The organism is Haloprofundus halophilus, from assembly GCF_003439925.1.
Taxonomy (GTDB): domain Archaea; phylum Halobacteriota; class Halobacteria; order Halobacteriales; family Haloferacaceae; genus Haloprofundus; species Haloprofundus halophilus.
In genome coordinates this window covers 1,255,427-1,279,006 of the sequence record NZ_QQRR01000001.1, presented here as the reverse complement: position 1 = coordinate 1,279,006, position 23,580 = coordinate 1,255,427, and the positions used below count along the sequence as shown (strand labels likewise).

29 protein-coding genes are annotated in these 23,580 nt (G+C 67.5%); 16 read left to right on the top strand and 13 right to left on the bottom strand.

Annotation, left to right across the window (positions count from 1 at the left end; translation table 11 throughout):
• Positions 1 to 9: 9 nt before the first annotated feature.
• Complete coding sequence (locus DV709_RS06370) at positions 10 to 1,137, top strand: ABC transporter ATP-binding protein (protein ID WP_117592741.1); 1,128 nt, start codon at positions 10 to 12, stop codon at positions 1,135 to 1,137.
• Positions 1,138 to 1,262: 125 nt separating this feature from the next.
• Here the strand turns inward: DV709_RS06370 and DV709_RS06365 are convergent, their stop codons facing one another.
• Positions 1,263 to 3,335 (bottom strand): glucan 1,4-alpha-glucosidase, encoded by a 2,073-nt coding sequence (locus tag DV709_RS06365; RefSeq protein ID WP_117592739.1) that lies wholly within the window; start codon positions 3,333 to 3,335, stop codon positions 1,263 to 1,265.
• A 103-nt stretch (positions 3,336 to 3,438) separates the two neighbouring features.
• Between DV709_RS06365 and DV709_RS06360 the strand changes: the two genes are divergently transcribed.
• Both DV709_RS06360 and DV709_RS06355 read left to right on the top strand, forming a co-directional pair.
• Positions 3,439 to 5,577 (top strand): alpha-amylase family glycosyl hydrolase, encoded by a 2,139-nt coding sequence (locus DV709_RS06360; protein ID WP_117592737.1) that lies wholly within the window; start codon positions 3,439 to 3,441, stop codon positions 5,575 to 5,577.
• A 118-nt stretch (positions 5,578 to 5,695) separates the two neighbouring features.
• The gene (locus DV709_RS06355; RefSeq protein WP_117592734.1) at positions 5,696 to 6,769 is read left to right on the top strand and encodes a TrmB family transcriptional regulator; all 1,074 of its coding nucleotides are present in this window, start codon (positions 5,696 to 5,698) and stop codon (positions 6,767 to 6,769) included.
• Positions 6,770 to 6,815: 46 nt separating this feature from the next.
• On the opposite strand, the gene DV709_RS06350 is transcribed toward DV709_RS06355, so the two are convergent.
• The 7 genes from DV709_RS06350 to gvpA all read right to left on the bottom strand — a co-directional run bounded on the left by DV709_RS06350 (position 6,816) and on the right by gvpA (position 11,697).
• Positions 6,816 to 7,517 (bottom strand): LysE family translocator, encoded by a 702-nt coding sequence (locus DV709_RS06350; RefSeq protein WP_232819703.1) that lies wholly within the window; start codon positions 7,515 to 7,517, stop codon positions 6,816 to 6,818.
• Positions 7,518 to 7,535: 18 nt separating this feature from the next.
• Positions 7,536 to 8,111: an NAD(P)/FAD-dependent oxidoreductase gene (locus DV709_RS06345; RefSeq protein WP_117592732.1), complete on the bottom strand. Its 576-nt coding sequence runs from the start codon at positions 8,109 to 8,111 to the stop codon at positions 7,536 to 7,538.
• 89 nt (positions 8,112 to 8,200) lie between these two features.
• Entirely contained in the window at positions 8,201 to 8,977 is a 777-nt protein-coding gene (locus tag DV709_RS06340; RefSeq protein WP_117592730.1) for a DedA family protein, read from the bottom strand.
• 300 nt (positions 8,978 to 9,277) lie between these two features.
• Positions 9,278 to 10,192 (bottom strand): serine/threonine-protein kinase RIO2, encoded by a 915-nt coding sequence (locus DV709_RS06335; protein WP_117592729.1) that lies wholly within the window; start codon positions 10,190 to 10,192, stop codon positions 9,278 to 9,280.
• Between the two features lie 340 nt (positions 10,193 to 10,532).
• Complete coding sequence (locus DV709_RS06325; protein WP_117592724.1) at positions 10,533 to 10,802, bottom strand: hypothetical protein; 270 nt, start codon at positions 10,800 to 10,802, stop codon at positions 10,533 to 10,535.
• 4 nt (positions 10,803 to 10,806) lie between these two features.
• Positions 10,807 to 11,349 carry a gas vesicle protein GvpO gene (locus DV709_RS06320; protein WP_117592722.1) on the bottom strand — a complete coding sequence of 181 codons (543 nt, stop codon included), beginning with the start codon at positions 11,347 to 11,349 and terminating at the stop codon, positions 10,807 to 10,809.
• Between the two features lie 75 nt (positions 11,350 to 11,424).
• A complete protein-coding gene (gene gvpA, locus DV709_RS06315; RefSeq protein ID WP_117592720.1) occupies positions 11,425 to 11,697 on the bottom strand; it encodes a gas vesicle protein GvpA in 273 nt (90 codons plus the stop codon).
• Positions 11,698 to 11,889: 192 nt separating this feature from the next.
• Here gvpA and DV709_RS06310 point away from each other — a divergent pair, with 192 nt between their 5' ends.
• From DV709_RS06310 to DV709_RS06265, 10 genes are all read left to right on the top strand, one after another.
• A complete protein-coding gene (locus tag DV709_RS06310; protein ID WP_117592718.1) occupies positions 11,890 to 12,510 on the top strand; it encodes a GvpL/GvpF family gas vesicle protein in 621 nt (206 codons plus the stop codon).
• The gene (gene gvpG, locus DV709_RS06305) at positions 12,510 to 12,767 is read left to right on the top strand and encodes a gas vesicle protein GvpG (RefSeq protein WP_117592716.1); all 258 of its coding nucleotides are present in this window, start codon (positions 12,510 to 12,512) and stop codon (positions 12,765 to 12,767) included. The genes DV709_RS06310 and gvpG overlap by 1 nt, the downstream gene beginning before the upstream one ends.
• A complete protein-coding gene (gene gvpH / locus DV709_RS06300) occupies positions 12,764 to 13,267 on the top strand; it encodes a gas vesicle protein GvpH (protein WP_117592715.1) in 504 nt (167 codons plus the stop codon). Before gvpG ends, gvpH begins: the two co-directional genes overlap by 4 nt.
• Entirely contained in the window at positions 13,264 to 14,121 is an 858-nt protein-coding gene (locus DV709_RS06295) for a hypothetical protein (RefSeq protein WP_117592713.1), read from the top strand. Before gvpH ends, DV709_RS06295 begins: the two co-directional genes overlap by 4 nt.
• Entirely contained in the window at positions 14,118 to 14,576 is a 459-nt protein-coding gene (gene gvpJ, locus DV709_RS18370; RefSeq protein WP_117592710.1) for a gas vesicle protein GvpJ, read from the top strand. The genes DV709_RS06295 and gvpJ overlap by 4 nt, the downstream gene beginning before the upstream one ends.
• Positions 14,563 to 14,874, top strand: a complete 312-nt coding sequence (locus tag DV709_RS06285) for a gas vesicle protein K (protein ID WP_117592708.1) — start codon at positions 14,563 to 14,565, stop codon at positions 14,872 to 14,874. Before gvpJ ends, DV709_RS06285 begins: the two co-directional genes overlap by 14 nt.
• The gene (gvpL, locus tag DV709_RS06280) at positions 14,871 to 15,758 is read left to right on the top strand and encodes a gas vesicle protein GvpL (RefSeq protein WP_117592707.1); all 888 of its coding nucleotides are present in this window, start codon (positions 14,871 to 14,873) and stop codon (positions 15,756 to 15,758) included. The genes DV709_RS06285 and gvpL overlap by 4 nt, the downstream gene beginning before the upstream one ends.
• A gap of 2 nt (positions 15,759 to 15,760) precedes the next feature.
• Positions 15,761 to 16,072, top strand: a complete 312-nt coding sequence (gene gvpM / locus DV709_RS06275) for a gas vesicle protein GvpM (protein WP_117592705.1) — start codon at positions 15,761 to 15,763, stop codon at positions 16,070 to 16,072.
• 109 nt (positions 16,073 to 16,181) lie between these two features.
• A complete protein-coding gene (locus DV709_RS06270; protein ID WP_117592703.1) occupies positions 16,182 to 16,847 on the top strand; it encodes a helix-turn-helix domain-containing protein in 666 nt (221 codons plus the stop codon).
• Positions 16,848 to 16,920: 73 nt separating this feature from the next.
• Positions 16,921 to 17,748 carry a lipoate--protein ligase family protein gene (locus tag DV709_RS06265; protein WP_117592701.1) on the top strand — a complete coding sequence of 276 codons (828 nt, stop codon included), beginning with the start codon at positions 16,921 to 16,923 and terminating at the stop codon, positions 17,746 to 17,748.
• A gap of 3 nt (positions 17,749 to 17,751) precedes the next feature.
• Here the strand turns inward: DV709_RS06265 and DV709_RS06260 are convergent, their stop codons facing one another.
• A complete protein-coding gene (locus DV709_RS06260) occupies positions 17,752 to 18,285 on the bottom strand; it encodes a redoxin domain-containing protein (protein WP_117592698.1) in 534 nt (177 codons plus the stop codon).
• Between the two features lie 112 nt (positions 18,286 to 18,397).
• Here DV709_RS06260 and DV709_RS06255 point away from each other — a divergent pair, with 112 nt between their 5' ends.
• Together DV709_RS06255 and DV709_RS06250 are read left to right on the top strand one after the other, a co-directional pair.
• Positions 18,398 to 19,228 (top strand): deoxyribonuclease IV, encoded by an 831-nt coding sequence (locus DV709_RS06255; protein ID WP_117592696.1) that lies wholly within the window; start codon positions 18,398 to 18,400, stop codon positions 19,226 to 19,228.
• A gap of 63 nt (positions 19,229 to 19,291) precedes the next feature.
• Positions 19,292 to 20,092 (top strand): methyltransferase domain-containing protein, encoded by an 801-nt coding sequence (locus DV709_RS06250; RefSeq protein ID WP_198665656.1) that lies wholly within the window; start codon positions 19,292 to 19,294, stop codon positions 20,090 to 20,092.
• 26 nt (positions 20,093 to 20,118) lie between these two features.
• Here the strand turns inward: DV709_RS06250 and DV709_RS06245 are convergent, their stop codons facing one another.
• The 4 genes from DV709_RS06245 to DV709_RS06230 form a co-directional block, all read right to left on the bottom strand.
• On the bottom strand, positions 20,119 to 20,355 hold the full coding sequence (locus DV709_RS06245; RefSeq protein WP_117592693.1) for a hypothetical protein: 237 nt from the start codon (positions 20,353 to 20,355) through the stop codon (positions 20,119 to 20,121).
• 67 nt (positions 20,356 to 20,422) lie between these two features.
• Positions 20,423 to 21,073 carry a DUF7095 family protein gene (locus DV709_RS06240; RefSeq protein WP_117592690.1) on the bottom strand — a complete coding sequence of 217 codons (651 nt, stop codon included), beginning with the start codon at positions 21,071 to 21,073 and terminating at the stop codon, positions 20,423 to 20,425.
• Positions 21,074 to 21,125: 52 nt separating this feature from the next.
• Positions 21,126 to 21,920, bottom strand: a complete 795-nt coding sequence (locus DV709_RS06235) for an NAD-dependent epimerase/dehydratase family protein (protein ID WP_117592687.1) — start codon at positions 21,918 to 21,920, stop codon at positions 21,126 to 21,128.
• Positions 21,921 to 21,989: 69 nt separating this feature from the next.
• The gene (locus DV709_RS06230; protein WP_117592686.1) at positions 21,990 to 22,445 is read right to left on the bottom strand and encodes a DUF4442 domain-containing protein; all 456 of its coding nucleotides are present in this window, start codon (positions 22,443 to 22,445) and stop codon (positions 21,990 to 21,992) included.
• 114 nt (positions 22,446 to 22,559) lie between these two features.
• Between DV709_RS06230 and ncsA the strand changes: the two genes are divergently transcribed.
• The gene (ncsA, locus tag DV709_RS06225; RefSeq protein WP_117592684.1) at positions 22,560 to 23,525 is read left to right on the top strand and encodes a tRNA 2-thiolation protein NcsA; all 966 of its coding nucleotides are present in this window, start codon (positions 22,560 to 22,562) and stop codon (positions 23,523 to 23,525) included.
• Positions 23,526 to 23,580 lie beyond the last annotated feature (55 nt).

Sequence of the window (23,580 nt, the reverse complement as noted above, 5' to 3'; positions counted from 1 at the left end):
GTGGAGACAATGGGAACTGTAACGCTCGACGCTCTCAGAAAGGAGTTCGACAGCGGCCAGATCGTCGCCGTCGACGACGTCTCCCTCGACGTTTCGGACGGCGAGTTCGTCACCGTGGTCGGCCCCTCGGGGTGCGGGAAGTCGACGACGCTGCGGATGCTCGCGGGCTTAGAGCGACCGACCTCGGGCCGAATCACCATCGACGACGAGGACGTGACGAACGTCCACGCCCGCAAGCGCGACGTGGCGATGGTGTTCCAGAACTACGCGCTCTACCCGCACAAGACCGTCCGCCAGAACATGGCGTTCGGCCTCCGGATGAGCACCGACCTCTCGAAGGACGAGCGACACGAACGCGTCCGCGAGACGGCCGAGATGATGGGCATCGAGGAACTGCTAGACGACCGCCCGAACGAGCTCTCGGGCGGGCAGAAACAGCGGGTCGCGCTCGGTCGCGCCATCGTCCGCGAACCCGACGTGTTCCTCTTCGACGAACCGCTTTCGAACCTGGACGCCAAACTCCGAACGACGATGCGCACCGAGATTCAGCGCCTCCAGAACGACCTCGCGACCACCTCCATCTACGTCACCCACGACCAGGAGGAGGCGATGACGATGGGTGACCGTATCGTCATCCTGAAGGACGGCAGACTCCAGCAGGTCGGTGCGCCGAAGGACGTCTACGAGAACCCCGCCAACAAGTTCGTCGGCGGGTTCGTCGGGTCGCCGTCGATGAACTTCATCGAGGTTCGCGCGAGCGTCTCCGGCAACAGCGTCCGTCTCGAAGACGAGTCGGGCCGCTTCGACTACCGCCTCGACGCCGCCGACTACCCGAGTGTCGCCGACGGCGACCGACTCTCGTTCGGCATCCGCCCGGAGGACGTGTACGTCGCCGACGCCGCAGAGGGGATTCGGACGACCGTCGAAGTCGTCGAACCCATCGGCAGCGACAACTACCTCTACTTGGACCTCGCGGCCGACTTCATCGCCCGCGTCGACTCCGACGTCGAACCCGAACCCGACGACACCGTCGCTATCACATTCGACGAGAACGACATCCATCTCTTCGACGACAGCACCGGCGAATCGCTGACGTATCGGGAGCAGACGGAGACGGTTACGACCCCGTCGGCGTAGCTTCGGAAGTACTCGGAGTCCAGTTCTCTTCGTTTCTCGACTCGGCAAAAACAGAACCTATCGTAGCCGTGCCGTTCGGTCGGCGAACGCAGTTGCGACGTTCAGATAGCGAACGTAGCCGTAGTTCAGTCGGCGAGCGTCGCCGCAGGTGCACCTACGTCGATGCCGAGTTGGTCAGCCAGCGCAACCGTCGCCAGCCGGAGCGCGTGGGGCCACCCCAGCGGCGTCGCGCTGTCGGGCGTGCCGTCGTCGAACACCTGTTCGGGCAGGTAGCCCGTCTCCATGCAGAGCGGTCCGTCCGGGAGGACGAGCGACAGCAACTCCTCGGTCATCGCCTCGAACGCTTCCGTCCGGTTATCGTCGTACGCACCGAGCAGCGCCGCGGTGCACGCGGCGGCGTGTGCACCCCACGCCGTCGAGACCGACCAGATCTTCTCGTGACCCTGTTCGCGCTGTCGCCAGCCGTCGCCCTCGTAGCGGACGAGGCCGCGCACTTCGCTCTCGTCGGGGTCCGACCAGAGTCCCTCGACGGTGTTCTCGACGTGCGAGGCGAGGCGGTCGAGCCGCTTCTCGTCCACCTCGCCGACGCGGGCGTACTGGCGGTGTGCGGCCGCCAGCGCCAGCGTCGCCGAGTCGTATCGGGGGTCGAGGTCGCCCGCCCCGAACCCTTCCGCCTCGTCGGCTTCCTCGCACTCGCGGAGCGCGTAGATGTCGCGGTTTTCGACCCAGAGGTCGTCGAGCGCCTCGTAGATGCGGTCGGCCTGCTCCTTCGCGTGCGCCGTCGTCTCCGCGGAGAGGTCGGCGTCGGCGTCGGCGACGGCAGCGTACGCTTCGAGGAACGTCGCCGCGGTGTGGCTGAACCTGCCGCTCGCGTCCTCCCAGGCGTTCTGGCAAGCGATGGGTCGGCCGTCGGCCGCGAGCGTGTCGTCGAGACCGCCGACGGCGTCGTCGAGCGCCGCCACGAGCTCCTCGCGGAGGTCGGCGTCCACGTCGTCGACGACCGACGCCAGGAACGTGACGACGCTGCCGGTCTGGTCGGCCTGATAGTCGAGGCCGTCGCCCGCTTCGAGGCGGCCGTTCGCCCAGCCGGGCGCGAGCGTGCCGTCGCGGGGCCAGACGCGATGCGGCCACGTTCCGTCGCGCTGTTGGGTGAGCAGGTACGCCCGGACGCTGCGGTCGGTCCACGAGTCGAGGTCCAGTCCGACGTACTCCGATGCCTCGTCGACGAACAGCGAAATCTCGGCGTCGTCGCGGAACCAGGTGTAGCCGTATCCTCCAGAGTGGGCGTAGTAAGGGTCGAAGTCGGGGCCGGCGATGCGGAGGCCGGTCTCCGCCGAGAGCAGTCGGAGAACGCGGACGTCCCCCGCCACCGCCTCGGGGTTCGGCGCGTCGTCGGGAACCGGAAGCGCCTCCGCGTCGGCGGTCCGCCGGAGCGAGTCGGCGTCGACGTACGCCGCCGTGAGTTCGTCCAACCGACCGAGCGCCGCCTCGCGGTCGGTCGCGTGCTCGTCGGTCAGAAGCGTCACGAGCGTCGTGCTGCCGGACTCGAACGGGAGGAACGCGACGAGGTCGCCGCTGAGTCGGTCCTCCTCGTAGCGGTCCTCGGAGACCGGACGGGGGAGGTCGACCGCCACCTCGTCCAGTACCTCGGCGAAGCGCGCGGGCACCTGCCCGTGGAGGTCCGAGAAACCGGTCGCGCTGCCGACGAAGTCGTGCTCGGTCGTGTGGTACAGCTCGACGGCGTTCTCGTGGCGGAGTTGGCCGATTCGGGTGTCCTGCGCGTTCGGCGCGAGACCCACGTAGGCGACGAGTTCGACGCTTTCACCCTCCCCGTCGAGTTCGAGGTGCGTCACGTGCGCGTCGTCGATGGTGAGGTCGTACTGCGTGAGCGTTCCGGCGGGCGTCTCGCGCTCGGTGACGACGAGCGCCGTCCCGTCGTGATACGTCTGCGAGACGGTCGCGTCGGCGGCGAACCAGTGGACCTCGTCGTCGACGCGGAGACCGAGACGACTTCGGTCGATTCCGTTACGCCCGGTCAGCGGGTAGCCGAAGTCCCGGAGCGACCCGTCGCGCTCGACGTGGACGAGCCGGCCGCCGAATCCGGAGAACAGACCCGTCGTCGACCGGCGCTCGCCCGGAAATCGCGTGTCGTGACCCTCGTGTCGTTTGTAGTCGTCGAGGGCGTCGCGGAGTTGCATCGAGAGTGTGACGCCGCGCCGGGGTAATAACTCTTGGTGTAATTGTTGTTCACAGTTTTCGAGCGAAGCGCAACAGTGATACGCTCTCACTCGTCTCCCCTGTATGCACCATCCCGGTCCGCCGCGTTTCGTCTCGGTCGGTGAATCCGTCGAACTCGCCCCGCGAAACCCCGACCCGACGGCGTCGTACCGCTGGACCGTCGCCGCCGCGCCCGAGGAGAGCGCGTTCGACGCGGGCGCGAGCATCCCCGTCGGCACGCCGGCGGGCTATCCGGCGGCGGACGGCGACGAAGCCGACGAGACTGGCCCCGTCGTCCACTTCCACCCGGACGCCCCCGGCGCGTACACCGTCGAACTCGACGCCCCCGACGGCGTCCACGAACTGACGGTTCGCGCGTTCCCCGACGAACGCCGCGCCGCGCAGTTCTCGGTCGCCGTCGAGGACCTCCCGCTCCCCGAGTCGGAACTGGACGACACTCCCATCTCGGTTAGCGGACCGTTCAACAACCACCTGATGGCGACGGAGCGCCCGCGCCGCGTCGGCGACGACTACGTGCTCGACGCGCGCTTGCTGCCGGGCGAACACACCGCCGCCTTCTCCGTCGGGGACGACCTCGCGGAGGGCGTCCGAACCAGCGTCGAGGTCGACGGCTCGGGACGCCCGCGTATCCGACTCGACGCGCGCGTCGACGGCGACGAGGCGGTCGTCACCGCGACGCCGAGGAGCGCCCCCGACAGCGACTTTTCGGACGGCGACCTCCCCGTCGAGTTCCACCTCGACGGCCGCGACGAGCTCACGGAGGGCGACGTAGAAATCGACGACCGAGAGCTCCGCGTCCCCATCGACGCGCTTCCGCATCGCGCCCGAATCCACGCCGTCACCGCCGGCGAACGCCGCAGCATCGGCGACACCGTCGTCCTCGACGCGACCGGTTCGGAGTCCGTCGCCGCCACCCGGCCGAACGACCCGCCCGAGTGGGCCGAGACGCCGACGGTGTACGAGATATTCGTCCGCTCGTTCGCGGGCGAGACGCTCCCGACGACGTTCGCCGAGATAGAGCGCCGCGTCGAGTACCTCGAATCCTTGAACGTCGACTGTCTCTGGCTGACGCCGGTGCTCGCCAGTCCGACGACGCACGGCTATCACATCACCGACTACTTCGACACCGCCTCGGACCTCGGGTCGCGCGAGGCGTTCGAGTCGCTCGTCGACCGCTGTCACGAAGCGGATATCAGGGTCGTCTTCGACCTCGTCGTCAACCACACCTCGCGGGACCACCCCGCGTTCCAGCTGCACGCAGCGGGCGTCGAGGAGTACGCCGACCACTTCCGCCGCGTCGACGCCGACCGAAACGTCGTCGACGTCGACTGGGCTAGCCTCCGAGACGGCGACGATATTCCAGAGTACTACTTCAACTGGCAGCGCATCCCGAATCTGAACTACGACTCGCTTTCCGTCCGCTCGTGGATGCTCGACGTCGTCGACGAGTGGGCCGGCGTCGTCGACGGCTTCCGCTGCGACGTGGCGTGGGGCGTCTCGCACGCCTTCTGGAAGGAGGTCAACGACCGCGTCCCCGACGACTTCCTGCTCCTGGACGAGACCATCCCGCGGGACGCCGACTACCACGAGGGCGAGTTCCACATGCACTACGACACGACGCTGTACGAGACGCTGCGCGCCATCGGTTCGGGCGAGAGAACCGCCGACGCCGTGCTCGACGCGCTCGACGACGCGACGTGGGCGGGCTTTCCCGACTCGGCGGTTCACCTCCGCTACGTCGAGAACCACGACGAGGGCCGCTACGTCGACGAGTGCGGCGAAGCGTCGCTGCGCGCGGCCGCCGCGGCGACGTTCACCGTCCCCGGCGCGCCGATGATCTACTACGGGCAGGAGCGCGGCGTCCCCGAGCAGCGCGGCCCGATGCGCTGGCACGACGGCGACGCCGACCTCACGGCGTTCCACCGCGCCCTCGCGTCGCTCCGAGCGGAGACGCCGGCGCTGCGCGACGGCAGCGTCGAAGCCGTCGGGTACGACGTCGTCGCCGGCGACGCAGACGCGGTGACCGCTTACGCGCGTGAAGACGAGAACGGTCGGTACGTGGTCGTGCTCAACTTCGGCGCCGACGCCGCGACGGTCTCGTTGGACGAGGCCGTCGAGACGAGGGACCTCCTGACCGGCGAAGCCGTCGCCGCCGGCAACGACCTCACCGTCGTCGACGCCGTCGTTCTCCGCGCCGCGTGACTCCGACTCGGGGTCAGTCCCCGCGCGACCTCCGGTTTCGGCGGTAACCCCCGAAACCCACTCTCTCGCGGCGATTCTACCACCGTGTCTTAAGTACCCCTCCCGGATTCATACACGTATGGACGACGCCGCACTCGGAAACGTGCTCCAACAGTTCGGTCTCTCGGACAAGGAGATAGACACGTACCTCACGCTCTTGGAACACGGGGAGGCGAAGGCGAGCACCGTCGCCGACGCCGCCGGCGTCTCGAAACGCTACGTCTACAGCATCAGCGAGAAACTCGAAGACCGCGGTTTCGTCTCGGTGAACGACCACGTCGTGCCGACGACGATTCGGGCGAACCCGCCGGAGGAAGTCATCGAGTCGTTGACGAAGAACATCGAGACGATGCGCCCGGCGCTGGAGGCGCGCTACTCGCAGGTCGCCCCGCAGACCGAGCGGTTCGAGGTCATCAAATCGCGCGTGACAGTGCTCAAACGGATTCGCTCGCTCATCGACGACGCCGACGAGGAGGTGACGCTGTCGATTCCGGCGTCGAACCTCGACGAGGTCGCCGACTCGCTCCGCGCCGCCGTCGACCGCGGGGTGCTCGTGTTGCTGGTGGTCGCCGACGCCGATAGCAGCCTGCAGACGGAGCTAGAAGGGGTCGCCAGCGTCGCGCGCGCGTGGACCGAACCGATGCCGACGATGCTCACCGCCGACCAGCGGGCCGGACTCGTCGCGCCGACGGAGATGATCGCCCGGACCAACAGCGGCACGCGTGCCATCGCCTTCACCGAACCGCGTCTCGGCCCGGTCATCGTCGGCTCGTTTCTCGGCAACTACTGGCCGATGGCCCAGCAGGTGTACGTCACCGAACCGGTGTCGCTGCCGGCGACGTACACGAACTTCCGTCAGACCGTCCTCCAGACGACGCTGCACCTGCGTGCGAACACGCCCCTCCGCGCGAGAATCCGCGGCCGCCGCACCCGCGGCCGGGACGGCTCCGACGAACTCGTCGGCCACGTCGTCGACGTTCGGCAGGGGCTCGCCGCGCCCTCGAACAACTCCTTCCCGGTCGAGAACACGTTGGTCGTCGAGACGGCCGACGGGCTGGTCACCGTCGGCGGCGGCGGGGCGTTCGTCGAAGACGTCGAAGCCGAGAGCGTGACGCTCGAACGCGCGGAGGTTCGGGACGCGGACGACGGGTAAGCGCGACCCGGCGCTTCCGCGCGGTTCGAGCGGGTGCCCGCCGTTCTCAGGCGTTCGTCTCGACGAGCAACGACCCGCCCAGCGCGAGCAACGCGCCGCCGCTGAGCCACCGGAACGCCCGTCCACCCCCGCCGTCGCCGACCAACGCGCCGACTCGCGTGGCGAACAGCGCGACGCCGCCGAGATACGCGAGCGTCAACGTCGCGTACACGCTCCCGAGCGTGGCCAACTGCGCCGTCGTTCCGCTCCCACCGACGAACTGGGGCAGGAAGGCCAAGAAGAACAGCGCGACTTTCGGGTTCGAGACGTTGACCGCGACACCTCGGAGGAAGCCGCTCTGGGCGCGTGTCGACAGCGCATCGCGACGAGTACCGTCGACGCCGCTCACGCTCTCGACGGGGCCGGCGTCGACGTCGTGACTCGGCGGCTCCGAACGTTCGGCGTCGGTTCCGCGGAGGGTCCGGACGCCGAGATACACCAGATACGCCGCCCCGAGATACTTCACCAGTCGGAACGCGAGCGTCGACTCACGGAGCAACACCGAGAGCCCGACGGCCGCCGCCGCCGTGTGGACGAGAACGCCGACGCTCACGCCCGCGGCGGCGGCGACGCCGACGCGTCGGCGGGCCCCGACCGACTGCGACAGCACGTAGATCGTGTCGGGGCCGGGCGCGAGAATCAGCGCGAGCGACGCCGGGACGAACGCCGCGAGCGTCTCGACCTCGACCACCGAGAGCGCGTCCAGCACGGCGGAGATGCCGTCTCGCTACGCCTCTTCGTCGCGCAACGACGGGACGTCACCGGGCGTGTCGAAGTCGTGGTAGTGCTCGCCTTTCTCCTTCGAGAGGATGTCCAGCGCCGCCGCGCCCCCGTCGCCCGCCGAGATGACCGCCTGCCACTCCTGGTCGCGAACCATCGCGCCCGTCGCGTACGCTCCCTCGACGCTGGTCTCCATGCTCAGATCGACGTCGATGGTGTCGTTGTCGCTCGTCTCGCAGCCGAGTTCCTCCGCGAGGTCTCTCTTCGCGCCCGTGGCGAACACGACGTACCGCGCGTCGACGTCGTCGTCCTCGGTCGCGACGGTGAAGCCCTCGCCGGTCGATTCGACGCCGGTGACCTTCTCCTCGCGCAACTCAGCGCCGCGGTCCTCGGTCTGCCCGCGCGCGATAGACATGAACTCGTCGCCCGCCAGACTTCGGACGCCGAGGTAGTTGAACAGGTGCGCCTTGTGCATCCACGTCTCGTCGGTGTCGAAGACGACGGTGTCGAGGCCGTTCTTCGCCGTAAAGAGCGCCGCGCTCAGCCCCGCCGGACCGCCGCCGATGACTGCTACGTCCGTCATGTGCTACCGTGTATGGACTCGGTACCCATAATCGTTGACCAAACTGTCCGCGTCGCCGGCCGGCACGAGATTCCGGCCGGACGGAGCCCTCACCGAGTCCCGTTCGCCGCTCGCTCGACTGTGCGCCAGGTGACGACGGCCACGGTCACGGCAGCGAGAACGAAGACGGCAGACAGCGCCGGGTTCGCGCTGGCGACCCCGAGGAGTCGACCGAACTGCGTCCGGAGTATCTCGCTCGCGACGTGGTACACCGACTGCTGTCGCCCGTAGTAGACGACGGCGGCGACTGCGACGTTGAACATCAACCCGCCGACGGCGGTGTAGAAGAGGAACTTCCACATCCGCATCCCGGCGAATCCGGCGGGCAGCGAGATGACCGACCGGAGGACGGGAAGCAGTCGCCCCCACAGCACCGAACCCTCGCCCCACTTCTCGAACCACCGCTGGGCGAACGCCAGCCGTCGCTCGGAGACGTCGACTGCGCCGCCGTGAGCTTCGAGGGCGTCGTGACCCTTCTCGCCGAAAAAGCGGTACGCGACGACGCTACCGACGACGACGCCGGCGGTCGTCGCGGCGACGAACAGGGCGAACGAGGCGGCCCCGGTGACTATCAGCCCCGCGCCCACAGGGAGCACTACCTCGCTCGGCAGCAGCGGAAACAGCATCGAGGACTCCAGAAACGTGAAGACGAAGATGGCGAGGTAGCCGTACTGGGCGACGAGGTCCAGCGCCGTCTGGGTGAGTCCGGAGGGCACAGGCTCCGTACGCGCGCCGGGCGCATCGTTCTTGTCGCCGACGCGAACCCAACCGTAGAAATCCCGCCCGAAGCAGTGTCGGTTGCGCTTACTCGCGCTGCGAGTTCGCATACGCGTTCGCCAGCCAGAGAACGATTGCGAGCGCGGCACCGAGCAGAAACGGCGATTCCGGGAGCGGTAGGGTCATCGCCAAGAAGACGAGCAGCAGCGCTCCCAGCGCCCTCGTCCCGAACCGACGTGCAGAAACTCTCGACAGAGAACTCACCTCTGGGGGCTACTCTACGGTGTTTCCCTACAAACGGATTCCGGTGGTTGGGCCACCCGCCGATGCTCTCTCACCGATTCTCCGTTCTCGAAGGGGACTTTCGGAGATTCTCTCCTACGCACCAATTCTATATCGCGGCAATCGGTTTACTCTCCGCTGTACTCCCGTACTGTCTCGAACGAGCCGTCGGCGATAGCACGGGCGACAGAGTCGATATCGACCGATTCGGGCATCGATTGGGGGTATTTTCGCTCGAAGTAGCCGACCAGATTTCGCACGTCGCGTTCGAGGAACTCGGCGGCGTTGTCGTGGTCGGTGTCGACCGCTTGCGGCCAGTCGAAGATGGTGATGCCGTCCTCGCTGACCGAGACGTTGTACTCGCTCATGTCGGCGTGGACGTAGCCGAGTCCGTAGGCGACGACGAGCTCCCGGAGGACGAGGTCGAGCACGCCGACGGCCTGTTCGTCCGGGAGCTTCGCGCGCGCGAGTTCCACTCCGGGGAGTTTCTCCATCACGACCGCGTGGCGGTTCTGGTCGACGGGTCGCGGCACGGGGACGCTGGGGTAGAGATCGCGGAGCACGTCGTGTTCGCGTTCGGCGGCTTTCCGGGCGGTGTAGAGCCACGAAACGTGCTGGTTCTCCGAGGTGTAGTCGCGTTCGCGGTTCACCTCCCGGAAGTTCGTGTACCCCTCGCGGTGGTACTTCAGCGCCAGCGGCTTGTACGACTGAACCTCGTACACGTCGCTCTCCTTGCCGACGCCGAGCGGCGAGCCGACGCCGTCGACGGTGTCGCGCTCGGCGAACGCCCGAAGCGCCAGGGCGTCGTACCCCTCGAAGGTGAGGCGGTACCCCTCGTACTGGATAGTCCGCTTCTCGACGAGGTCCCGCCGCATGCAGCGGTCGAGGCGGTAGTCGACCTCCTCCGCGGTGAGCCCCGAGTACTCGGGTAGCTTCTCGCGGTTGACCCACTTCCCGAACCGCATCCCCTGCTCGACACCCGAGAGGAGATAGAAGTCCTCGGGGTCGAGGTCCACCATCACGCCCGCGATGTTCTTCACCATACCCTTCGGTGGGGTGTCGTCGCCTAAAAGGCCCACGTGTCGGCGCACCCCGGTTTGATAAACCTCTGAGCGCGATATCAAAACGGGCGGCGCGGTCCTCTCCGGTCCGGGCTCCACCGGTGTTCCGACAGTCGGCACCGACTGATCGTGCGTCGTTACGGAGAGTCGATTTTATTCCCGCGGTCGGTGGTCGCGGGACGTTCGTCCGCCGCGTTCCGACGGAACCCGCTCGACGACACGACGCCGCCGACGGGAGAAAACGGCAGTCCGACACGGCGCTCGAACCGACGTCGAACGGCGAGTCGCCGCCTCGTTCGCGAGCCCCCGTTCGTGGGTGCGGTCACGCCGTCCGCGTTCGCCGTCCGCGGACGACGTACGCGACGCCCGTCGCCGAGGCGACTGCGGTGCCGACGACGACGCCTCCGACGAGCAGGTGCGTGAAAAGAGGAGTCAAGGCGGCGTCGATGCCCGCCGCCGACAGCGCGGCGAGCCACATCGCCGTCGCCCCGGCGAGAAAGCCGAGTCGATAGCGGCCCTGCGCGTCGTGGGCGGCGTCGAGACAGAGGAGTCCGCAGCAACAGAACAACGCGAGCGTCGCCGAATCCGCCATCGGCCTAGACCTGTTCCTCTCGGTCGGTGTCGGCGCGGCGGTAGCGGTCGACGCGGCGGTAGCCTGTCACGGTACCCCCGTCGTCGAGTTGAATTTCGTACGAGCCCAGGATGTCCTGGGTGTCGGGCACCGACGGCCGTTCGACGACCTCGACGACGCCCTCCCAGCCGTCGTCGACTCGGCGGAGTTCCGTGACGCCGTCGAGTTCGTGACCGATGAGCTCGGTGGCGACGTTTCGCACCGAGTCCTTGATCGACATGATGTCGGCGGTTTCACCGCCGTTCGACGACGATTCGTTCCCTTCGTCGTTTTCGTCGCTTTCGTCGCTTTGGTCGTTTTCGCCGTCTCCGGAGCCGTCGGCCTTCGGCTGTGGCTCTCCCTCGGCGACTTCGTCCAACCGCCGACGAATCGCTTCCTTGGCGCTCGAACGGTCGTCCCCCGACTGTTCGGCCTCGTAGGCGTCGCGCAGCACCGCCTGGTCGTCTATCTCCTGCAGTTCGTCTTCGAGTTCGTCGACTGTGTGTTCGGTTGGGTTTAGCTCTGGCATCGGTGGCTCCGGTCGGATTCCTCAGTCGTCGCCGTGGGTCCTGCCCGGACCGTCCGTCGGCGCGGCTGCGCCGACTTACGTCGTCGGTTCGTTCGGATGCGTGGGCGTGTCGACTTCGATCTCGTTGATGTCGTAGTCGCCCTCCCCGGACGTCGCTTGCTCTATCTTCGATATCTCGTGTGCGTAGTGCAGGAACGTGTCCACCGAAGCGGCGACGATACGAGCCTCGACGGTGAGAATCTCGATACCGACGACCGACACCCGCGCCCAGATGTCGATGACGATTCCTTTGTCGAGAATGCGGTCGAGCACTTCCGCGAGACTCGTACTGTCTGGAGTATTCTGCATCGTACCGAAGAAACAGTGACGACACGGTTAGCCACTTGGCCTGCAAATGCAGGGTGTACATATCCGTCTGGCTGAAGGTGTCTACGGTCCATCGCGTCCCTCGGTCGCCCGCGTATAAACACCCTGCACCTGCCGGCACAAGGGTACACTGGATTGGAACCGATACTGACGGCAGCGGCAGTCGAATTTCCCATGACCGGAACGTATCTCTACACGTACGGGGTGACAGACGACGGGTCGTTCGAGAAGGACATCCCGGGCGTCGACGACGCGACCACGGTGTACACCGTCGACTACCGGCGGTACTCGGCCATCGTCTCCGACATCGAGACGATGGAGCCCGAGCAGACCGACGAGAACGCCCGCCTCCACGACGACGTCCTCCAGGCGCTCATCGAAGACCGAACCGTCGTCCCGATGCGCTTCGGGATGACGTTCAAGAACGGCCGCGCGCTGAAAGGCGTCCTCCGCGGCGGCCAGCGCGCGTTCCGCCGGGCGCTGATGAACGTCGACGGGAAAGTCGAACTCGGCGTCAAACTCGTCACCGAGGAGGGCGTCGACGTGGACCGCGACGCCGTCCGCGAGGACGTGACCGAGCGCCTCGGCGGAGTCAGCGACGAGCGCGCCGAGAACGACCTGTTCAGCGACCGCCTCGTCGTCAACGACTCCTACCTCGTCGCCCACGAGGACCGCGAGGCGTTCAACGAGACGATGGGCGACCTGACGGAGGCGTACGAGGGAGAGCTGAAAGTACAGTACACGGGGCCGTGGGCCCCGTACAACTTCGTCGACATCGAAATCGAGGCCCAGTGATGTTCATCCTCGACAGACTGCTGATGAAGCCGTTTCTGACCATCGCGGACACGCTGCACACGATGGCGGTCAACGAAGTGTACGACGTGGGCGCGATTCAGGACGAACTGAAGGAGACGCGGCTGCTGTACGAACTCGGCGAACTGGACAGAGAGACGTACGAAGCGCGGCGCGAACGGCTCCGAGAGGACCTCGAACTGGCCGAAGAGATGCAACAGAAACTGCTCAGCGGCAACGTACAGGTGGCACAGACGTGACCGACGACCCAGTCGACAGACACGGCGACGACCCCGAAGAGTGGCCGTCGCGCGGCATCGTCGCGCGCGTCCAGTCGCTCTTGGAGACGCTCGCGGCGATGGACCGCAACGGCGAGAGCCGACGCGTCGGCACCGGAAGCGGCCGCTCCGGACCGGCCGACTTCGACTTCGGCTACTCGATTCGGACGGGTATCGCCGACCGACCCGACGACGGGACGGAGCGAACGTACCACGCGCCTTCCGAGGAGTCGTTCGACCCCTCGAACGTCCACCTCGACAGCCGCGTCGACGACGACGGCTACCACGTCATCGCCGACGTTCCCGGCGTCTCGGCGTCGCGAATCGACGCGGAGCTCCGCGGCGGGGGACGGACGCTCGTCGTCACCGTCGACGACCGACTCGTCGGCCGAGTGGCGTTCGACGCGCCGATGCGACTCGCCGAGACGGCGGTGCGAAACCACGTCCTTCGCGCGCGACTCGAACTCCGGGAGGAAACATGAGCGAAGAGGCAGACGCCGTGTCCGCGCCCGACCCGGTGGACGCACTCGCCGACGTCGACGACCTCTACGACACGGCCGTCGAGATTCTCGACCGACTCACCGGCGACGACGGCGACGAGGAGGCGGCCGCGGGCGAACGGATAGCGACCGACCTCGACCTGCTCGTCGACGTCGCCGTCGAAGCGGTCGAACTCCTCTCGGCGATAGACGTCGAGACGTTCTTCGAAAACGTCGACGTCGAGGAACTACCGGAGGCCGTCTCGTTCGAAGAACTGCCGGAGGCGCTCGCCGACGGCAACCCGAAGGCGGCGGTGAACGTCTCGAAGCTCGTCCAACTCGTCAATCTGAGCGCGCTCCTGACCGAGACGGACCTCCAACGCACGCGCGAGGAGTACGCCGAACTGGAGGAGGCCGTCGACGCGTTCACCGACGACGGACTGGTACAGACCGACGACGAAGGCGACGGCAACGGCGACGACGGTGACGGCGACGACGAGTTCCTCGAAGACTCGCTGTTCGGCGGCGACGAGGAGACGTCGATGGTGAAGACGGAGGTGTCGCAGGCGGTCATCCAGTCGGAGCTGATGGACGCCATCGAGGAGTTCCGCCGGGGTATCCTCGTCGCCCACAGAGAGCTCGACCGGATGCGCAGGTACAACGAGAAGCGGTTCCGCCAGCGCGCGAGTTCGACGTCGACCTCGCGCAACCCGACCGCTCGGTCGTTCATCCCGTCGTCACGACCGGCCACCGGGGCGAGTCGGTTCTCGACGGTGCCGACGCGGGTTCGACACTCCGACATGGAGGGGCTCGACCGAATCTACGGGCGACGGTTCGACGAGGAGGTGGAAAAATGAGTAGCGCCGGCCCAACGCGGACGAGCGACAGTCTCGCCGACGTCGTCGAGATGCTTCTCGACAAGGGCATCGTCATCAACGCCGACATCGTCGTCTCCGTCGGTCAGACGGAACTGCTCGGCATCGAACTGCGGGCGGCCATCGCCTCGTTCGAGACGGCCGCCGAGTACGGCCTGCAGTTCCCCGAGGGAACCGACATGCGGCGCGTCGCAGCGGCGTCCGGTCGCGATGCGCTCCCCGAGGAGGAGGAAGGTCCGCTCGCGCCGGTCATCGACGCAGCGGGCGGAAGCGAGGCCGACAGTGAGGAAGTGAGCGAGGCCGACGCCGAGGAAACGAATGAAACAGGCGACGACGAGGCCGACGCCGAGGAAACGACCGAAGCGGAGGACTCCGACGAAACGAGCGAAGCGACCGAAGCGACCGTCGAACCGGAGGGCGACGATGCCGACGGTTGATATCGACGGCGAGGACGCCTCCGACGGCCTGTTCGCGCTCGTCGTCGCCGTCGTCGAGATACTGGTCGACGCGCTCGAACGCGAGGCGATTCGGCGCATGGAGTCCGGGTCGCTCACCGACGAGGAGATAGAGCGCCTCGGCAGCCACCTCGCGCAGCTGGAGAGCGAGATCGACCGGCTGAAGGAGGAGATCGGCGTCGGCGACGACGTTGACCGCCTGCGCGGCGACCTCGACGCGCTGGTCAACGACGCGCTGCTCGACCTCCGAGACGGCGAACTGGGGGTCGAGTCGCGATGAGCGCGCCGGCCGCCGACCCCGGGACGACCGTCGACGACGGCCGCTACCTCTACTGCGTCGTCGGCGTCGACGACGGCGAGTCCGACGCCGACTGGAGCGAGTCGAACGCCGTCGACGGCGCGGAGGCGTACCTCGTCACGGCCGACGGAATCGGGGCGGTCGTCCACCGCTGCGAGCGGACGCCGAACCCGAACGACCTCTCGGCGGTCAAGCGGTCGCTGCTCCGCCACCAGCACGTCGTCGACGCGGCGGGCGACGCGTTCGGGACGCCGCTGCCGCTTCGGTTCGGCACCGTCGTCGAGGGCGGCGACGCGGCGGTCCGAGAGTGGCTCGCCGAAACCGCGGCGACCCAGCGACGACATCTCGACGCGTTCGCGGGCAAGTGGGAGTACCGAATCGAGGTCGGCTGGGACGAGGAGGCGCTGGCCGAGGCGGTCGAGTCGTCCGACGACCGACTGGCCGAACTCGCCGAGACGCTCGGCGACTCCTCGGAGGGGACGTCGTTTCTCGTCCAGAAGCAGTACGACAAGCGACTCTCCGACCTCGTGTACGCCGAACGCGAGGAGCGCGTAGCGACGCTCGCGGAGCGGCTCGACCCGCTGGTCGAGGAGATGGAGGAACTCGGTCGACCGGCGGTGTCGCTGGAGGACGACGACGGTTCGGACTCCGGCCCCTCGTTTCGGGTCGCCGTGCTCGCGCCCGAGGAGAACGAGATTCCCATCGGCGACGTGCTCGACGAGGTCGAGGCGAACCCGGAGACGACCGGCGTGCAGTACACCGGCCCGTGGCCGCCGTACACGTTCGCGCCGTCGCTCGGCGAGGGGGGTTCGGACGACGCCGGCTCCGGGTCGGGCGGTCGAGAATCCGAGGCGGGAGGCCGGTAGCGGTGCGGCCGACGCGCCGGGACGACGACGCCGTCGTCGACCTCCTGGACGTGTTGCTCACCGAGGGGGTGATGATACAGGCGGACCTCATCGTCACCGTGGCGGACATCCCGCTTCTCGGCGTCCAACTGCGCGCGGCGCTCGCCGGCATGGAGACGATGCTGGAGTACGGGCTCCTTTCGGAGTGGGACGAGAAGACGCGCGAGCGAGCGCGCCGCCGAGAGGAGCAACTACGGGGTTCGCGGGGGGCGCGGCCGTACTCGGGAGTCCGGCCGACGCCCGAGACACCGACCGGAGACGACGGGACAGGCTGAGATTACACTCGAACGCGTGACTGTTCCAGCGGCGAAAGCTCTCGGTAATCGAAACCGTCCCGAATTTCTGAGCCATTACTAATCCCCTTCCGGCGCGTTCGAAACCGGTATGAGCGTCGTCGCAACCCTCGAACATCCGACAGAGCAGTTTCCTCTCCGGAGCACGCTCGCCAGCGTCCCGGGTCTCGAAATCGAAGCGGAGTCCGTCGCCGCCCACGGAACCGACCGGCTGCTCGCGTTCGTCTGGATGCGTTGCGACGACTGGGGGGCGCTCGACCGGGCGTTGGCCACGGACCACACGCTCACCGACGCCGCGCTCCTGAAAGAGCAGGGAGAACGGCGACTGTACCGACTCGACTGGGCCGAGGGCTTCGAACCGGTCGCCCGACTGCTCGACGACGAGGGCGCGACCATCATGAACGCCTCCGCTCGCAACGACGTGTGGACGTTCCGCATCCTGTTCCCGCACCGCGACTCGCTCTCGCGGACGCTGCGCATCACCGAGGAGGAGGCCGCCGGCTTCTCGGTCCAGCGCATCCGCGAGTTCGACACGGCCCGGAACGGGTCGGACGTCGACGACACGTTCGGTCTCACCGCCTCCCAGCGCGAGGCGCTCCGCGCGGCGCTCGACGGCGGTTACTACCAGGTTCCGCGCGGAGCCGAACTGTCGGAGCTCGCCGCCGACCTCGACATCAGCCATCAGGCACTCTCGGAGCGCCTCCGCCGCGCACACGGCCATCTCGCCGCCTACGCAGCCGAACAGTTCGGGCCGTGAGTTCGCCGCTCGACGATTCTCTCCCTCACCGCGCGTCGTAACCACTTTCTCTCACTCCCGCCTACCGCCGCCTATGACCGACGACGCGCCGTCGGCCGACCGGCAGTGGCGACTCGTCCGCGAGGAGTCCCGGTCGGGGCCGATGAACATGGCGCTGGACGAGATCGCGGCCGAGACGGCCGCCGACGGCGGCCCGAGAACGGTCCGGGTCTACCGGTGGGAGCCGAGCACGCTCTCTCTGGGCTACCGACAAGCGCCCGACACCGTCGACTGGGAGTTCTGCGAACGCGAGGGAATCACCGTCACGCGCCGCCAGACCGGCGGCGGCGGCATCTACCACGACGAGTTCGGCGACATCTCCTACTCCATCACCGCGCCGGCCGAGGAGCTCCCGAGCCGACTGCTCGACTGCTATCACCTGCTCTGTGCGCCCGTCCTCGACGGCTTCGAGCGGATGGGCGTCGACGCCGACTTCGCCGACGAGCAGCTGCCGGCCATCCACCAACCGGCGTGCTACCTGCGGGAACTGCACCCCGCCCACGACGTCGTCGCCGGCGGCCGCAAAATCAGCGGCAACGCCCAGTACCGCCGAAAGGACGCCGTCATCCAGCACGGCTCGTTGACGTACAGCGTGCTCGCCGACCGGCATCTGGGCGTCTTCGCCGACCCCGGAATCGACGCGGAGACGTTCCGCGAACGGGTCACCGGTATCGACGAACAGGCCGAAATCTCCCGCGACGAGGCCGTCTCGGCGCTCGAAGCCGCCCTCGGCGAGTGGGTCGACGCCGAGGAAGGCGAGTGGACCGACGAGGAACTGGAGCGCGCCCGCGAACGTGCGCGCGAGAAGTACGAATCCGACGACTGGGTTCGGCGGCGCGCCGAGTCGCGGTCGTCGGAGTAGGACTCAGAACCCGAACGTCTGTTCTTCGTCGCCGCCGAGTTCCGCCTGAATCGCCTCGTGAATCTCTCCGACCGGCGGCGTGTCGCGCGTCGGGTCCAACCAGTGTTCGCCGACCCACCTGTACCGAACCGTCATCGACTCGTCGAGGAGAAAACAGGAGCGCCGCGCCCGGCGCGAGATGCCGAACGCGCGGTACGCGACGTCGAACGCCTCCGCGATGTCGAGGTCGCCGTCGGAGTACAGCGGAAAGCCAAGGTTCAGGCGGCTGATGAACTGGCGGTGCGTCCGCACGCCGGATTTGCTCACGCCGACGACCTGCACCCGCTCGCCGGTCGAGAACCAGTCGAAGTCGCGGAACGAACACCACTCTTCGATACAGTCGGGACTGAAATCCGCCGTGTAGAAGGACAGCAACACGGGTTTCTCTGCCGCGAGCGCCGCGAGCGACACGTCGTCTACCTCTCCGTCGGGTCGAACGAGTTGCCCGGTGACGTCCGGGGCGGACTCGCCCACCTCGACGCCTACGTGTTCGGCCATACGACTCTCTTAGATTCCAATGCGTTAGCTGTTCGCGTCTCGGTAGCGGGTCGACGAGCGCCGACACCGCGACTCCGAAGTTCCTATGCCCGTCCAATTCTTCCGCGCTGATATGCGAGTTGGAGCACACGTCTCGATTGCGGGCGGCGTCGGCAACGCCGTCGAGCGACAGACGACCGTCGGCGGCAACTGCGGACAGATTTTCACCCACTCCCCGCAGGTGTGGAAACACGGCGAGATAGGCGACGAGGACGCCGCGGCGTTCCGCGAGGGGACGGAAACCGAGTTGGACGGCCCGTGGGTCATCCACTCGTCGTACCTCGTCAACCTCTGCACGCCGAAGGACGGACTCCGCGAGAAATCCATCGACTCGATGCAGAAGGAGGTCGACGCCGCGGCCCGACTCGGCGTCGAGTACGTCAACGTCCACCTCGGCGCGCACACCGGCGCGGGCGTCGAGCAGGGCCTCGAAAACGCGGCGTCGGCGCTGGACGAACTCGACGTGCCCGACGGCGTGACGGTGCTCGTCGAGAGCGACGCCGGAAGCGGCACCAAACTCGGCGGCGACTTCGAACACCTCGCCACCGTCATCGAGAAGGCCGACCTCGACATCGACGTCTGTCTCGACACCGCCCACGCGTTCGCCGCGGGCTACGACCTCTCGACGGCCGAGGGCGTCGACGACACCGTCGCCGCCTTCGACGACGAAATCGGTCTGGAACACCTGAAGTGCGTCCACCTGAACGACTCGAAACACGAGTGCGGGACGAACAAGGACGAACACGCTCACATCGGCGAGGGCTACATCGGCGAAGACGGCATGAACGCGTTCGTCAACCACCCGGACCTCGCCGAGGTGCCGCTGGTGCTGGAGACGCCGAACGAGGCCGAGAAAGGCTTCGAGTGGGACATCGCCCGCGTGAAGGAACTGCGCGAGAACTGACTTCCCGCCGACTTTCCACCCCGAATCCCCCCGCTTATCACCGGCGCTCGTGAACACCGGAGCATGCGCCGGTTCTCAGCCGAGTACCTCGAACGTACCCGCGACGGAATGTGGGGCGACTCGCGCGAGGCGCTCGCCGACCTCGACTTGCCGAACCGGCGTCGGATTCTCGACGTCGGCTGCGGCACCGGCGAACTCGCGCGCGTCCTCGCCGACGAAGCGCCGGACGCGCAGGTCGTCGGCGTCGACGCCGACCCCCAGTTACTCCGTGTCGCCCGCGAACAGACCGAACTCTCGGTCGTCGCCGGCGACGCGACGCGCCTCCCCGTCGTCGACGACGCCGCGGACCTCGTGGTCTGTCAAGCCCTGCTGAGCAACCTCCCCGACCCGAGTGCGGCCGTCTCGGAGTTCGAACGAGCGTCGTCGGAGCTCGTCGCCGCGGTCGAACCGGACAACGCCTCGGTCGGCGTCGACTCCACCGTCGACCGCGAGGTGACGCTCGAACGCAGCGTCAGAGAGGCGTATCTCGACGGCGTCCGGACGGACGTTTCGCTCGGGAGCCGCGTCTCGGAACTGTTCGCCGACGCGGGGCTCTCCGAAATCCGGACGCGCCGCCACCACCAGCGGAAAGTCGTCGAACCGCCGTACGACGAGGCCGACGTGGAGAGCGCCCGGTTGAAGGCGACCGGCGAGGGGTTCGACCGTTACGAGGCGGAGCTCCGGCGGACGCTCTCGGACGCCGAGTTCGACGCGCTCCGCGCCGAGTGGCGCGAGATGGGGCGGTCGGTAGTCGACCAGATGCAGCAGGGGAGCTACCGGCGCGCGGAGGTCGTCCCGTTCGACGTGACCGTCGGACGGGTGTGAGTGCGGAACAGGACCCGAAGGTCGGTTTACTCGTCGGCGTTCGGTCCGGTGAGCGAGTCGTCCTCTTCGCCGCCCTCGTCGCCACCGCCGTTCTCTCCGCCCTCGCCGCTTTCTCCGCCTTCGTCGCCACCGCCGTTCTCCCCGCCCTCGTCGTCTTCCTCCTCGCCCGGCGACGAACACCCCGCCAGACCGACTGTAGCTGCGACGCTCGCTGCGCCTGCGATGCGGACGAACCGTCGTCTCGACGTGCGGTCTCGACTCATCGAGCGAAACGTCACCGCCGAGGGAAATAGAACGTCGGACTGTCAGTTCTCTCGACCGGTCGAGCGCTCAGACGACGTCGCCGCGGACCGTCGTGCCGGTCTGTTCGGCGCGGTACTCGCGCATCCGCGTCGCGGCGGTCTGCGCCTCTTCGTCGTCCATCCCGAGCATCTCCAGCGCACCGGAGAGCGTCGGGAACGGGAGTTCGCCGCCGCGGAGCTTTTCAAGGGTCTCGTCGCCGCGCTGACCGTCCAGCCAGAGACAGACGCCTCGGGGGTCGAGAATCTCCTCGTAGGCGCCGCGAGCGACGGCACCTCTCAACCGCTGGGTGACGTTGTCGTCGAAGCTCGCGTTACAGACTTCGAGGTGAATCGGCTCGCCGTCGTCGAGCAGGTGCGCGGCGAGACACTTCTCGGGGGCGGCGTAGCCGTTGTCGTTGGCGCGGACGTGTTCGGGGAACTGCTCGGCCCAGTCGGCGGAGACGCTCTTGCCGATTCCCTTCACGCCGAATCGGGTTTCGAGGTCGGCCGCCCGCTCGGCGTCCGCGTCGCCGCGCATCATGATATCCTTCGTGAGGTAGACGTCGAGACGGTCGATGGGGTCGAGTCCGAGCGCCACGTCGCCGTACACCCAAATCTCGCGGACGGGCACCGGCATCGGTTCGGACTCGACCGTGTCGACGAGCGCTTCGACGCGGTCGAGAGCTTCCTGTCGCTCCATCGCCGGAACGTCGGCGCGCCGCGGGGAAAACGGTTTCCGACTTCCCGAGGCCCTACCCGTCGAGTTCGGCCGCCGAGTTGTCCCGCGGTCGGTAGTCGAGCGCGTGCCGCGTCTCGGTTAGCGAGAGGTAGCGGTCGTCGTTCGCGGAGACGCCGTGGGCGGTCACCGCCTCGCCGCCGGTGTCACCGAGCCCGTCGCCGTCGAGCGACGCCGTCACCGCGTCGCGAACGACGCGCCGACAGTCGTCGGGACTGAGCCACATCGCCCGGAGGAACCGCGAGTCGACCCCGTCGTCGGCGTCCTTCTCCCGCAGGTCGTCGGGGGTGAGCAACCAGCCGATGCGGAGGTTGACGACGTCTACGTCGTGGCGCGCGGCGTACAACTGCCCGAGCGCCTCGCCGGAGACTTTCGAGACGCCGTAGAAGGAGTCGGGCAGCGTCGGGTCGTCCGGGCGGACGGTCCGCACGCGGTCGGTCATCGACTCCGGGTCGTCGGGGTCGTCGACGTTGTACTGGTGGACGGCGTGGTTCGAGGAGGCGAAGACGACGCGGTCGAGGCTGTTCTCGACGGCCGCCTCGTAGGCGTTGCGCGTCCCGTCGATGTTCGTCTCGAAGACACCCTCCCAGTCGGCGGTCGGCGAGGGGTTCGCCGCGAGGTGGACGAGCACGTCCTGTCCTGCGAGCGCATCCGAGAACGCCTCGGCGTCAGTCACGTCGAGGACGACGCTGTCGAGGTCGTCGTGCTCGCGGTGGGTTATCGCGGTCACCTCGTGGTCGGTGTCCTCGAACGCGCGCAGCGCCTCTCTGCCGACGTTTCCCGCCGCTCCGGTGATTGCGACGTTCGTCATACGATGTGTACCGCAGTCAGCGCAAAATAGCTCGGGGCGGTCCCTCGCGGGCTTCGGTCCGACGCGCCCTCACTCGTCGCGGCGGACGTACAGCGTCTTCGAGACCTCGGCGTACACGTCGCCGTCGGCGTCGAACAACCGCAGGTCGTACTCGCGGTCGGTCGACTCGCCGGGGTCGAGGGTGTCTCGAATCGCGTCGACTTCCTCGTCGGGGAGGCGGAAGTCGGCGTACAGCGTCCGGTCGCCCGGTCTCTTGAACTCGATACTCGCGGCGCGGTCCCAGACGGTGAAGCCGTCGCCGAGGCGGCGATTCAGCATGATGACGTACACCGGGTCGACGGCGGCGTACATGCTCCCGCCGAAGGTGGTGCCGTAGACGTTCTTCGTCCGCCACGTCAGCGGGAGTTCGACCTGCACGCGACTCCAATCGCGCTCGATGTACCGGACTCTCCCGCCGGTGCTTCGATACGTCGGGTGGAGGTTGAACCCGAGGCGCGCGAGGCGGGTTCGGAGCGATTCGCTCATGGGCGTCGGTCGGAGGGTCGCGGGAAGTCAGTTCGGATGTGGGTTCGGCGAGTCGTCGCCCCTCGACCGCGGAGACGAAACGGTCATACGCGCGAGACGGCAACAGACACGAAAATGGAGTGCGACAAGTGCGACCGCGACGCCGTCATGGTCGCGAACTACTCGGGGGCGCATCTCTGCGAGAACCACTTCTGCGCCTCGGTCGAGAAACGCGTCCGGCGACGCGTCCGCGAGGATAGCCTCGTCCCGCGCGACGCCAGTCCCGACGACCCCGATACGTGGGTTATCGGTCTCTCGGGCGGCAAAGACAGCGTCGTGCTCACGCACATCTTGGACGAGACGTTCGGGCCGGACCCCCGAATCGAACTCGTCGCGCTCTCCATCCACGAGGGCATCGAGGGCTACCGCGACAAGAGCCTCGACGCCTGCGTCGAACTCTGTGAGGACCTCTCGCTGCAGCACGAGGTCGTCTCCTACGAGGAGGAACTCGGCGTTCGGATGGACGACGTGGTGGAGAAAGACCCCGAGAACATGGCTCCCTGCGCGTACTGCGGCGTGTTCCGACGCGACCTGCTCGAACAGTACGCCGAGGAACTCGGCGCGGACAAACTGCTCACCGGCCACAACTTAGACGACGAGGCGCAGACGGCGCTGATGAACTTCCTCGAGGGCGACGTGACCCAGGTGGCGAAACACTTCGACGCGAGCATCGGCGACTTCGAGAAGCGCGCGCTCTCGGAGAACTTCGTCCCGCGAGCCAAACCGCTGCGCGACGTCCCCGAGAAGGAAGTCGCGCTGTACGCGCACCTGAAGGACCTCCCGGCGCACATCACCGAGTGCCCGCACGCGAGCGAAGCCTACCGCGGCGAGATTCAAAAGTTGCTGTTGAAACTCGAAGAGAACCACCCTGGCACCCGACACTCTATCATGGCCGGCTACGAGGAACTCGCGCAGATGGCCGCCGAGCAGTACCGCGGCGACGAGGACGTCGAACTCAACGAGTGCGAGCGCTGCGGGTCGAAGACCGGCGGGACGGTCTGTAGAAAGTGTAAACTCGTCGAAGCGGTTCGGGCGGTCTGAGACCGGGCGCGGCCCCGAACTACGACTGAGCGGAACTCGCTGAAAACGTTCGCTC